At 69.1% G+C, this 11,907-nt stretch carries 7 protein-coding genes; 4 read left to right on the forward strand and 3 right to left on the reverse strand.

Annotated elements, in window-relative coordinates:
* Positions 1–2: 2 nt before the first annotated feature.
* Positions 3–2,558 carry a cytochrome c oxidase subunit I gene (gene ctaD / locus A6A40_RS18110; protein WP_108547321.1) on the reverse strand — a complete coding sequence of 852 codons (2,556 nt, stop codon included), beginning with the start codon at positions 2,556–2,558 and terminating at the stop codon, positions 3–5.
* Positions 2,555–3,559: a cytochrome c oxidase subunit II gene (coxB, locus tag A6A40_RS18115; RefSeq protein ID WP_108547322.1), complete on the reverse strand. Its 1,005-nt coding sequence runs from the start codon at positions 3,557–3,559 to the stop codon at positions 2,555–2,557. The genes ctaD and coxB overlap by 4 nt, the downstream gene beginning before the upstream one ends.
* A 219-nt stretch (positions 3,560–3,778) precedes the next feature.
* On the opposite strand from coxB, the gene A6A40_RS18120 reads away from it, so the two are divergent.
* The 4 genes from A6A40_RS18120 to A6A40_RS18135 all read left to right on the forward strand — a co-directional run bounded on the left by A6A40_RS18120 (position 3,779) and on the right by A6A40_RS18135 (position 7,573).
* Positions 3,779–4,645 carry a TIGR02587 family membrane protein gene (locus A6A40_RS18120; protein WP_108547323.1) on the forward strand — a complete coding sequence of 289 codons (867 nt, stop codon included), beginning with the start codon at positions 3,779–3,781 and terminating at the stop codon, positions 4,643–4,645.
* A 19-nt stretch (positions 4,646–4,664) separates the two neighbouring features.
* Entirely contained in the window at positions 4,665–5,117 is a 453-nt protein-coding gene (locus A6A40_RS18125; RefSeq protein ID WP_108547324.1) for a TIGR02588 family protein, read from the forward strand.
* Between the two features lie 145 nt (positions 5,118–5,262).
* Positions 5,263–6,297 (forward strand): LysR family transcriptional regulator, encoded by a 1,035-nt coding sequence (locus A6A40_RS18130; RefSeq protein WP_108547325.1) that lies wholly within the window; start codon positions 5,263–5,265, stop codon positions 6,295–6,297.
* An 88-nt stretch (positions 6,298–6,385) separates the two neighbouring features.
* The gene (locus A6A40_RS18135; RefSeq protein WP_108547326.1) at positions 6,386–7,573 is read left to right on the forward strand and encodes a cyclic nucleotide-binding domain-containing protein; all 1,188 of its coding nucleotides are present in this window, start codon (positions 6,386–6,388) and stop codon (positions 7,571–7,573) included.
* Here A6A40_RS18135 and A6A40_RS31125 read toward each other — a convergent pair.
* Entirely contained in the window at positions 7,567–11,892 is a 4,326-nt protein-coding gene (locus A6A40_RS31125) for a 1-acyl-sn-glycerol-3-phosphate acyltransferase (RefSeq protein WP_146191588.1), read from the reverse strand. The genes A6A40_RS18135 and A6A40_RS31125 overlap by 7 nt on opposite strands.
* Between the last annotated feature and the right edge of the window lie 15 nt (positions 11,893–11,907).

Genomic DNA, 11,907 nt, shown 5'->3' on the forward strand with positions numbered 1-11,907 from the left:
TTTCAAATCGCCAGACGTGGGAACAGGTGCAGGAGCAGCAGGGCAATCGATCCCTGCGCCGCGCTGTACCAGCCCATCAGCAGGGTGTTGTCGAAGGTCACCCGCCGCTCCGCATGCAGAAGCCCGGCGGCCGATCGGGCCAAGGTGTAGCCCAGCATCAGCGTCATCACCGCCACATGGAAGGCCTGCCACGCCACCAGCATGGAGGCGATGGCGCCATAGGCGCTGGCCGCGGCGACGAGGCCGGTCCCGATCTGTGCATTGGCGTCCAGCAGGATGCCGACCACCATCGCCGCCCAGGCCAGGATCAGGCCGATGCGGACGTGGCCGTGCCGGTTGCGGTCGACCGCCCTCCGCGCCCAGCCGATGGCCAGCGCCGACAGCCCCCATAGTGCCAGCCCGCCGGCAAGCCAGGGCAGTCCCGGCAACCCGCCGCCACCGGCGGGCCAGACGTCGGGGCTGACCGTCCACAGGAACAGATAGGTGAAGATCAGGCAGGCGAAGGCGGTGCCGTCCACCAGCAGCAGGACCACCATGCCCCACCAGGAATGGTTCTTCGGCCCCTGGATGTAGACCGGCACGCGCCAACCGCCGCCGACATCCTGCGGCGGGTGGTCGGCACCGGTGTCGAGGCCCCACAACCACCAGATCACCATGGCGATGGCCAGCACCGCCGGGACCAGCGAGGGATAATACCACTGCACGGTCAGGCACATGAAATGCACCGCGGTGAACAGCCCGGCCAGGAACGGACCCCAATGCGGCCCCGGCAGCGGCATGAGGTATTGCGGCTTGGCCTCGATCGGGCTGGTGACGATGGTCTCGCGCCGGCCCGTCGGGGCGCCGGGCAGGTAATGGGCGCCCTCGCGCACCTCGCGCGGCAGGTCCGGCTGCTCCCACAGGGGATAGAGGCCGGTGACATGCGGAATGCTGCGAGTGGCGTAGAGCTCGTTCGGCAGCCATTCCAGCGTCCCGGCGTTCCAAGGGTTGTCGGGCGCCTTTTGCCCGCCGCCGAAGGTGCTGCGCGCGATATCGATCAGCACCAGCAGCACGCCCAAGGCCAGCACGAAGGATCCCACCGTCGAGATCATGTTCAGCAGGTTCCAGCCGAGATCGCCGGGATAGGTGTAGACCCGGCGCGGCATGCCCAGCAGGCCGCTGATATGCATCGGGAAGAAGGCGACGTTGAAGCCGATGAACATCAGCCAGAAGGCCCAGCGCCCCAGCCGCTCCGACAGCAGCCGGCCGTTCAGCGTCGGCCACCAGTGGTACAGCCCGGCGAAGACCGGGAACACCATGCCGCCGATCAGCACGTAATGCAGGTGGGCGACGACGAAGTAGCTGTCATGGGCCTGCCAGTCGAAGGGCACCACCGCCACCATCACGCCGGTCAGCCCGCCCAGCACGAAGATGAACAGGAAGCCGAACAGGAAATGGGTGGCGACCGTCCATTGCACCCGCCCCGCCCCCAGCGTGGCGATCCAGGCGAACACCTGGATGCCGCTTGGCACCGCCACCGCCATGCTGGCGGCGGAAAAGAAGCTGAGCGACAGCGATGGGATGCCGGTGGCGAACATGTGATGGACCCACAGTCCGAAGCTGAAGAAGCCGGTGCCGACCAGCGCCAGCACCACCCAGTCATGTCCGACCAGCGGCCGGCGGGCCAGCGTCGGCACCATCATCGACACCAGACCGGCCGCCGGCAGGAAGATGATGTAGACCTCCGGATGGCCGAAGAACCAGAACAGATGCTGCCACAGCAGCGGGTCGCCGCCCCGCTCGGCGATGAAGAAGGGCCAATGGAAGGCGCGCTCGATCTCCAGCAGGGCGGTGGCGACGATGACGGCGGGAAAGGCGAAGATGATCATCCCCGCCATCACCAGCATCGACCAGGCATAGATCGGCAGCTTGTCCAGCGTCATGCCCGGCGGACGGGTGCGCAGGATCCCGATCACGATCTCGATGGCGCCGGCGATGGCCGAGATCTCGATGAAGCCGATGCCGAGCAGCCAGAAATCGGTGTTGATGCCGGGCGAATGCTCGTAGCTGGTCAGCGGCGGATACATGAACCAGCCGCCGTCGGGCGCCGCGTCGAAGATCAGCGAGCAGAAGAAGAAGATGCCGCCGAAGAAATAGGCCCAGAAGGCGAAGGCCGACAGCCGGGGAAAGGGCAGGTCGCGCGCCGCCAGCATGGAGGGAAGCAGGAAGACGCCGATGGCCTCGACGATCGGCACGGCGAACAGGAACATCATCCCGGTGCCGTGGACGGTGAAGAACTGGTTGTAGGTGCCATGGTCGAGCAGGTCGTTCCCCGGCACCGCCAGTTGCAACCGTATCGCCAGCGCCAGCACCCCGGAGATCAGGAAGAACAGCAGCGCGGTGCCGATGTACCAGACGCCGACCTGGCTGTTGTTCACCGCGGTGACGCGGGCGATCCCCTGCGGCAGACGCCAGAGGCGGCGCAGTTCCTCCTCCTCCCCCGGCGGCCGGGGGATGGGGCTGGGGGTCGGCCGGCCGCCGGGGAATTCGTCGCGGGGCTCGTCGGTGCGCAGCGTCATTTCAGGCTCTCCAGCCAGGCGGCCATGGCATGCAGGGTCTCGCTGTCGGTCACGTCGAAGGACGGCATGCGGTTCTCGGGCTTGATGTGCTGGGCGCCCGCGATCCAGGCGGCGATGCTTTCCACCCGCGTCGGCAACGTCCCGGCGGCGAGCGAGGCGCGCGCGCCGATGCGGCTGAGGTCCGGCCCGGCCAGCCCGTCCGCCTCGGTGCCGCGCACCGCGTGGCAGGATTGGCAGCCGAGCGCGAAGAAGGCATCGCGGCCGCGCGCCAGTTCCGGCGTCGGCGGTTCCGGCACCGGGCGACGCTGCGCCGCCATCCAGGCGTCGAACTCGTCGGCCGGCAGCACCCGAACGTCGAAGGCCATCAGGGCGTGCTGCGCCCCGCAATACTCGGCGCATTGGCCGCGGTAGAGCCCCGGCCGCTGCGCCACCACCGGCAGGCGGTTCACATGGCCGGGGATCATGTCGATCTTGCCGGCGAGGCTGGGCACCCAGAAGCTGTGGATCACGTCGGCGCTGGCGACCCGCAACTCCACCGGCCGGCCGGCCGGCAGCACGATTTCGTTGGCGGCACGCAGCGGCTCCTGCCCCGGCACGAGGTAGCGGACGTCCCACCACCACATCAGCCCGGTGACCTCCACCACGAAGGCCGTTTCCGGCGCCAGCGTCGCCAGCCGGCGGGCGAGCGCGAATTCATGAATCTGGAGCGCGGTCAGCGTGACGACCGGGAACAGGATGCCGCCGCCGATCACCCAGGCCCGGCGGCCGGGAAAGCGCTCCGGCCGGACGAAGGCGGCATAGAGCGCCAGCGCCATCACCATCAGGAAGATCGCGGCACCGCCGATGAACAGGATCCAGCTGGTGGCCAGGATCTCCTGCGCACTGACGCCGGCGGCATCCAGCGCCGACTGCCGCCCCTCGCACCCGGCAAGCGCCAGGGCCGCCGCCGGCAGGGCCGGCCGCAGGAGATGTCTCGCCGTTCGCCGGCCCGCCCCGTCCATGCCGCTCCCCCCGTCGGCAGGGGCGGCCTATCGCCCACCGCCTACCGCCCATGCTCCGACCGCCCCATGGTCTCCTCATGGTCAACACAGCAGAGGCTCGACGGTTTCCTAGCCATCGTCATCGTCCTTCGCTTTGCGCGGAAACCTGTGCGTGGCCGTAAGCGTTCATCCTGGAACGCGGACCGCGACGACCCTGCGGCCGGGTTGGGGAGACGATGCATGACCGCCGATACCGGCCGGCCCGAAGCCGCCACACCGGACACGCCCGCCTATGAGGACAACCGCTCCTTCCTGGTCGGGTTGGCGCGCGCCTTCGCCGGGGCGCTGATCTTCTCGCTGCCGATGCTGATGACGATGGAGATGTGGTGGATCGGCTTCACCATGACGCCCTGGCGGCTGGTGCTGCTGCTGGTCCTGCTGATCCCGCTGCTGATCGGGCTATCGGTGGTCAGCGGCTTCAAGATCAACGCCAGCCTGCACGACGATATCGCCGACGCCTTCGTCGCCATCGCGGTGGCGGTGGTGATGTCGGCGGTCATCCTCGGCATCTTCAAGGTGCTGTCCTTCGACATGCCCGCGCGCGAGGTGATCGGCAAGATCGCGCTGCAGAGCTTCCCCGCCGCCATCGGCGCCATGCTGGCCCGCGACCAACTGGGCGAGAAGTCGGCCGACAGCATGCAGCGCCAGGACTCCATGACATACGGGCAGGAGTTGTTCCTGATGGCGGTCGGTGCGCTTTTCCTCGGCCTCAACGTCGCTCCGACGGAGGAGATGGTCCTGCTGTCCTACATGATGGACCCGTGGCGGGAGATCGCGCTTCTGCTGCTGTCGCTCATGCTGATGCACGCCTTCGTCTATGCGGTGGAGCTTCCCGGCGGATCGAAGCCACCCCGCGGCGTGGGATTCTGGAGCCTGTTCCTGCGCTTCACCGTCGTCGGCTATGTCATCGTGCTGGCGATCTGCCTCTATCTCCTATGGACCTTCGGCCGGACCGACGGCACCGGGCCGGCCGAGATCATCAGCGCCACCGTCGTGCTGGGCTTCCCCTGCGCCATCGGCGCGGCGGCTGCGCGCCTGATCCTGTGACCGGAAGGGAGGCACCCCCATGACCACGCAAGACGCACAGCCATCCCCGCGCATGGACGGCGCGGCGAAGCTCCGGGACGGCAGCGAGCGGGCAACGCCGACCTCCCCCCTCGAATGGGTGGCGGCGGGCATCGGCGCCCTGCTGATCGCCGCCATGATCGCCTACATGGTGCAGTACGGCCTGCGCGAGCGCGGCGAGGTGCCCGGCCGGATCGACATCGCCGTGGTGCAGACCCAGGCCGGCGGCCATGGCCACACCGTTCGCTTCCAGATCCGCAACCGCACCACCGCCACCGCCGCCACCCTGCGCGTGCGCGGGGAGCTGCGGTCCGGCAACCGCGTGGTCGAGGCGGCAGAGGCCGAGTTCGACTATCTCCCGCCCTATTCCGAACGCTTCGGCGGCCTGATCTTCCAGCAGGACCCCACCCGCTTCGAGCTGCGCATCGTCCCCACCGGCTACAGCGAACCGTAGCGGCCTTCCGGACCCGCAACATCGACCCAGCCATGTCCCTCCGAATGATCGACAGCGCCGCCCGTCATGGTTAAATAGCGACCATTCAACCAGCGGCGCCGCCCAGACCGGGAGTGGCGCCGTCGCAGGGCGGGACAGGACGGCCATGGACAAGCTTCACGCGATGCGCGTCTTCGTTCGGGTCGTGGAGGCCAACAGCTTCACCAAGGCGGCCGACACGCTGGGGCTGCCGCGCGCCTCCGTCACCACCACCATCCAGAACCTGGAGGCGGCGCTGGGCGTCCGGCTTCTGCAGCGGACCACGCGCAAGCTGAACCTGACGCTGGACGGTGCCGCCTATCTGGAGGGCGCCACCCGCATCCTGCAGGAGATCGAGGAGGTCGAATCCTCCTTCACCAGCGCGCGCAAGACGCCGCGCGGCCGGCTGCGCGTGGACATGCCGGGCTCCATCGGCCGGCTGGTCATCATCCCGGCGATCCACGAGTTCCACAGCGCCTATCCCGACATAGAACTGATGCTGGGGCTCAGCGACCGGCCCATCGACCTGATCCAGGAGGGGGTGGACTGCGTGCTGCGCGTCGGCGAGCTTCAGGATTCCAGCCTGATCGCCCGGCGGGTCGGCGCCTTCCGCTCGGTGACCTGCGCCAGCCCGTCCTATCTAGCCGCCCATGGCACGCCGAAGACCCTGGAAGAGCTGCAAACCCACGTCGCCGTCAAATATTTCACCCGAACCGGCAAGGTCCATGAGCCGAGCTTCGTGCATGACGGGGTGGAACGCGAGGTGAAGATGTCCGGCACCGTCTCGGTCAACGATGCCGATGCCTACGTCACCTGCGGGGTGGAGGGGCTTGGCATCATCCAACCCGCCCGTTTCATGGCATTGCCACACCTGCGCAGCGGCGCGCTGATCGAGATCCTGCCGGATTGGCGCCCGGCCCTGATGCCGATCTCCGCGCTCTACCCGCAGAACCGCCATCTGTCGCCCAAGGTGCGGGTCTTCGTCGACTGGGTGGCGGAGATCTTCGAGCGCTGCCCGCTGATGCAGGGAGAGGATCTGCCGGCCGACGCCTGCCGCGGCGAGGCCCACCGGCCCAGGATGCCGGAGAAGGCGCCGAGGCTGCCGGTCGCCGTCGATTCCGTCGCCATGGACCAGGAGGGCGCCTGCCTCTGCGTCGTGTGAACCGGCCCCAACCCGTTTTTTCATGTCACTTCAAACCCCTTTCCCCTTGCGTTAAGGTGCCCGCGCTTGGTGTGGCAAGGGGGATGAGATGGACGCTGTTGGTGGCGCGCCGTCGGATGCGCGGCATCTGGACATCGACGAGCGTCTGAGGAGCGCGTCTCTTCTGAATGGCTTCTCGGACGAGAATATCCGGCAGCTGGCCGCCATCATGGACGGCCCCCGCAAGATCCCCCAGGGCCAGCTTCTGTTCGAGGAGGGCGATCCCGGCGATGCGCTCTTCTTCATCCTCTCCGGCAGCTTCGAGGTCCTGAAGCGCGAGGAGGGCAGCGACGTCCGCCACCGCCTCGCCCTGCTGACGGCAGGCCAGTCCATCGGCGAGGTGTCGCTGCTCGACAGCGGCCCGCGCTCCGGCGCCGTCCGCGCCGCCGAGGACAGCGAGGTCATGGCCGTCCCGCTCGCCCGCCTTCGCGAGCATCCCGACCGCCAGCTCGGCGTGGACGGCCGGCTCAAGATCAATCTGGCCTATGAGCTGGCCGCGCGCCTGCGCCGCACCAACGAGGTGACGGTCCAGACCCTGCGCCGCCAGCTGAACGAGGCCGAGAACCGGGTGGAGATGAGCAAGTTCATCTTCCGCCTGCTGGTCGGCCTCTGCTTCTACATGTTCGCGCTGGGCGTCACCACGGCGCTCAGCAAGGTGGTTCCCGACACCTCCCTGATCAGCCTGCCGATCCTGACCGCCTTCGCCTTCGGTGTGTACCGCACCGTCAAGACCAGCCCCTGGCCGCCCAGCGCCTATGGCTTCACCCTGAAGAACTGGCGGCGTAACGCGCTGGAAGGCGTGGTGCTGTCCATCCCCATCGCTCTGCTGATCGTCGCGTTGAAATGGGTCGGCGTGACGATGATCCCGTCGCTGCAGGGGCAGCCGGTGTTCGACCTCGCCCGCTCCACCGGGCTGTCGCTGGGCGAAATCCTGCTGTACGGCAGCGCCTATTGCGCCTTCACGCCGATCCAGGAAACCATCGCCCGCGGCACCCAAGCATCCTTCCAGCTGTTCCTGACCAGCAAATACAAGACGGTGGAGGCCATCGTCCTGTCGAACATGCTGTTCAGCGCCACCCACCTGCATGTGTCCATCGCGCTCGCGCTTGCCGTCTTCCCCATCGGCCTCTATTGGGGCTGGATCTTCGCCCGGCAGGGATCGCTGGTCGGCAGCAGCGTGTCCCACGCCATCCTGGGCGTCTTCGGGCTGATGGTCGTCGGCATCCCCATCTACTGAGTCCGGAACCAGCCGGCCAGGGCGGACAGCCACGGGTCGGCCTCCTCCACCCCCTCCCCCGCCGCCATGCGGCGGGCGAGACGGGCAAGCGGCCGGTCGGACGGGACCGCGTTCAACACCGCCTGGATGGTCGCCGCACGGGGCAGGCCGATCCCTCGCATGGAGGCGATCCCCCTCGCCGCTTCTTCGAAGTCCGGGCGCGGTTCGTTGGGGCGTTCGGCGGCGGGCGCGGGGCCGGTCCCGTTGATCGCGTCGAGGACGGCCCGCTTGCGCTCCGCCAGGGGCAGGCTCGCCAAGTCTTCCGGCCACAGCAGCCTGCCGATATGGATGTCCTGACGGGCAAAGCCCAACGGGAAGTCCAGCCGCTCCGGCGCCGGATCGACCGGCAGCGCGCCGGCGAAGCGGACCGGAATGATGGGAAGCTCCAGCGTCGCCGCCAGATCCAGGAACACCCCGGACAGCCGGGACACCGGCGTCCGGCAGGTCAGCGACCGCGTGCCCTCCGCATGCACCATGATCGACAGGCCGTCCCGCCTGACCGCCTCGCGTGCCTGTTCCATCAGCCCGAGCATGGCCGCCGGATCATCGCGGTCGAACAGCAGCATCATCTGCGGCAGGCGCAGGTCCGGAGCGCTGCCGGACAAAGCCAGCAGGCTGCCCAGCCATGTATGGCGATGCTCCGCCTTGGCGACGGTCAGGATCGGCCGGCCGGTCAGTGCGGCGGCCACCAGCGTGAAGGTCAGCGATTCCACCGCCACCTGATGGTTGCCTAGGAACAGCGCGCCGCGTTCACGGATGCGGGCGAGTTGCTCCGGCTCCGCCACGCGCACCTGACCGACGAATTCGCCGGCCAGAGCCGCGAACAGATCCTCGACCGGCCAGTCGGCGGCCCCCAGTCGGGAACGCCAGAAAGTCTTGAGCGGCGCGATGTCGGGACCTGCGGACAGCTCCCCGCTCACCACCCAGTCGGAACCGTCGCGCGTGACCGACAGCGGCACCGGGTTGAGCGGGGCGGCGGCGCAACGGGCGACATCGTCCTCGACCGTCACCACACCCGGATGGACGCCGAACTGCGCCGCCGCATGCTCCTTTGCCGCAATGGCGCGAGCCATATCGGACGGATTGCCGGACACCCCGTAAATACTCTCCAGCGTTCCCGGCAGCCAGTTGCTCGCCGCCACCTCGCGCGCGCTCAGCCGACTGGCGCCGTTTCTCTCCCGCGACAGGCGCACGCCGGGCGCCGCCTTGCGGTCGCGCAGGAACGCCTGCCGCGCCAGGGCAGGAGCCTTTCCGAGCGCCCCCTTGGGGAACAGCACGTCGGCAAGCTCCATCTCGGCCCAGACCCGGCCATCGGCAATCCAGTGCAGCCGCGAGCGGGCACGCCCCTGGGCGTCCAGAGGAAGGGCGCGGACCTCTATGCGGACCATGCCGCTACGCGGGGTAGGACCGAAGAAACTCAGCCGCTCGATGGCGCTGGGATATGCCAGCATCCCCGCCGCCTTCTCCCCCCACCAGAGTTCGGGGGCATGGCGCGGCGTGGCATGGAGCCCGCCATCCAGCAGCGCCGGACCGATCGGCCCCGGCACCCGCGCCGCCTTGGCCGCGTCCAGATCGGCCGACGCGCCGCGGGAGCCGACCTGCAAGCCGCTCAGGATTTGGAAGGCCGGTCCATGGAACAGCTCCGCCGCGGCATAGGGGCATGGCGAAGGCGTGGCATCCTCCAGCGGCGTGAAGGGCTGCGGCGGGACCGGCCATGCGTCCGCCCGGATCACCCGGCCGGTCGCCAGGATGCCGCACTCGTCCCGCAGGGTGACGCGCCCATCGGGCTCCACCTCCGGAACCAGCGTCACCGGCACCGTCGCCCAGCGCTGAACCCTGACATCCTCCAGGGCGACGACGCATGCCCCATGAGCTGCCGCCGCCATGATGTCGGCAAGACAGGTGAGCGGAACCGCAGCTGCGGTATGGGTGGGACGATGGTCGCCCAGCCAGGGGGCGCTGTCCAAATCCAGGCGGATTCCGCCGCCATCGCCGGGCACCAGCCGCGCCGCCAGCCCGTCCACCTCGTAGATGCGCAGATCGTCGGCCCACAGGCTGCCGCGAGCGACGGCCAGAATGCCGCGTTCGTCGCGCTCGATCCGCGTGATCTCGATCTCGGTGGTGACGGTCCGGTTGGTGGGGACGACCTGACCGCGATACTTCCAGCGCAGCGCCACGTCCAGGGCGGCCCCTTCGAAGCGCGGCGACGGCAGCTCGGCGTCCAGACCGGCCAGGATCATGGCACGCTCCAGCAATTGCAGCAGCGCCTCGACCCCCAGCGAGCCGGGCTGAACCGGATCCTGGAAGAAATGGGCCTTGAAGTACCAGGACTCCGGATCGACCGTCTGCCGGCCGCGGATCAGCCCCAAACCACTGGCCCCGCCCTGCGGCCACCAGCCGGTGACCTCATCCACCATGCGCAGCATGCCGTCCGCCAGCTTGGCACCGCGCGGCTCCACGACGGGCCTGGCGGGAGGGATCCTCCGTGCATCGTCGGCCGGCAGGGGCGGCAGGCCGTTCTGCTTTGCCAGCGCAGCGGACGCGAAGAAGCCGAAGGAGGTCTCCAGCTCCATCAGCGGCCGGTCGTCGACCCAGGCCCGGACCTTGAAGGCGATCAGGGTGATGCCGCCGGCGCGGGAGAAGCGGGTCAGCATCGCCTCGGTGCGGATGCGGGCGTCGGCGGGCGTCACCTCGGTCAGCACGCGGGCGGCGTCGCCGTCCAGGTTGCGGATCGCCAGATCCTCGGTGGACGCCAGCGCGAAGCCCATGTAGGAGGCCAGCCAGCCGCAGGGCTGGAGCAGCACCTCCATCAGCACGCAGAAAGGCATGACCGGCGCGGCATTGCGCGCGAAGTACCACGCCTCCGGCTCCACCGCGTAATCGACCAGGAGCGTGCCGCCGACGGTCGGCTCCCCGGCCGGGCAGTCCACCGACACCACGCTGGTCATGAAATGATAGGGCAGCCCCGGCAGGCGCGGCACCCGCCCGGCGTCGAAACGGGCATACATGCTGCCGAAGGCCAAGGACGGCGCCCCCCAGGCGCAGGCCAGAAGCGCCTCGTAATCGCCGCGAACGTCGCCGCGGGTGCCGACGATGCGCGGCGCCTCCGTCAACGCCGGCAGAGTGTGCCGCCCATGGCCGAGCGGCCAGTCCGGCACCATCCGCACGGCGAAGACGCGGCAGTGGAAGACCTTGAAGCCGTCGGCGCTGCACAGCAGGGCGGCGCGGACGATGGGCGTCGGCCCGTCCTCGATCTCCTCGACGAAGACCTCATAGACCAGATGATGGGCGCCGTCCGGGATCACCTGCCCGCGGCAGACGAAGCGGGCGGGCTCGTCCGGCACCGGCTCGAACCGCCAGGAATCGCGCCCGATGGTGAAGCCGCCGGCCGCCATGAAGGTCGCCACCGCCTGCACCGCCCCCTCTGCCATCAGCGTGCCGGGCATGCAGGGGTCGTTCTTGAAGTGGCCGGCATAGAACCAGGCGTCGGCCGGGACATGGCTTTCCGCCCGCAGATACCCCCGGCCCCAGGGGCCGCCCTGCGGTTCGAAGACGCTCACGCTGTCGATCAGGCGCATGCGCCCCTGCGGGATCGCCGGCGTGCGCTGGTGGCTGCCGGCCAGCTCGAACCCCTCGCCGAAACAGGCGAAGGCCCGGCCGGCAGTCCAGAGGTCGAGCTGCTCGGCGGTGAAGGAGCGGTGGCGCGACGGGCAGGGCAGCGGGTCCAGGCGGGCGCCATCCTTGGGCCGGTCCTCCTCTGCGCTCCACAGCACGCCGCCGGAGTTGGCGAGTTCGTGGTCGGTGAAGAAGCCGGCCTGCCCATTGCGGACCGACAGCACCAGCCGGTCGCCGATGCGGCAGTCGTAATGGAAGAAGAACAGCCCGACCTCGCCCATCCTGGCATGGCCGTCGATGTGGATGTCGTAGCGCAGCGTGTCGCCCACCCGCGGCAGGCCGCCCTCGTGGTAGGTCATCTCGCAGCCGAGCAGGCGGTAGACGCGCTCCCCCCGGTTGCGGAAATCGGCACCCAGCCAGGAGATCAGCAGCAGGTCGGCCTGCCCGGATTCGATGGCGAGCCCAACCGGCATGCGGTCGTTGTGCAGATACCAGCTGTCGGGCGTGACGTCCGTCTCGGTGACGATGGAGCCCAGCCCCATGCCGCCCGGCTCGCCGGTGATGGAGACGACGCGGTCCACCAGCAGCAACGGCGGCTCCGGCATGCGGACCTGCCGCGCGTAGCCGTCCTGCTGCGCGAACAGCGGGCCGAAGATGTCGGACACCTTGCCGGATGCCAG

The organism is Azospirillum humicireducens (genome assembly GCF_001639105.2).
Classification (GTDB): Bacteria; Pseudomonadota; Alphaproteobacteria; order Azospirillales; family Azospirillaceae; genus Azospirillum; species Azospirillum humicireducens.

What these genes read in the sequence shown, in the direction of transcription:
- A6A40_RS18130 (WP_108547325.1), top strand. Translation starts at nt 5,263, where the DNA reads ATGGACAAGCTTCACGCGATGCGCGTCTTCGTTCGGGTCGTGGAGGCC.
- coxB (WP_108547322.1), bottom strand. Translation starts at nt 3,559, where the DNA reads ATGGACGGGGCGGGCCGGCGAACGGCGAGACATCTCCTGCGGCCGGCC.
- A6A40_RS18120 (WP_108547323.1), top strand. Translation starts at nt 3,779, where the DNA reads ATGACCGCCGATACCGGCCGGCCCGAAGCCGCCACACCGGACACGCCC.
- A6A40_RS18125 (WP_108547324.1), top strand. Translation starts at nt 4,665, where the DNA reads ATGACCACGCAAGACGCACAGCCATCCCCGCGCATGGACGGCGCGGCG.
- A6A40_RS18135 (WP_108547326.1), top strand. Translation starts at nt 6,386, where the DNA reads ATGGACGCTGTTGGTGGCGCGCCGTCGGATGCGCGGCATCTGGACATC.
- ctaD (WP_108547321.1), bottom strand. Translation starts at nt 2,558, where the DNA reads ATGACGCTGCGCACCGACGAGCCCCGCGACGAATTCCCCGGCGGCCGG.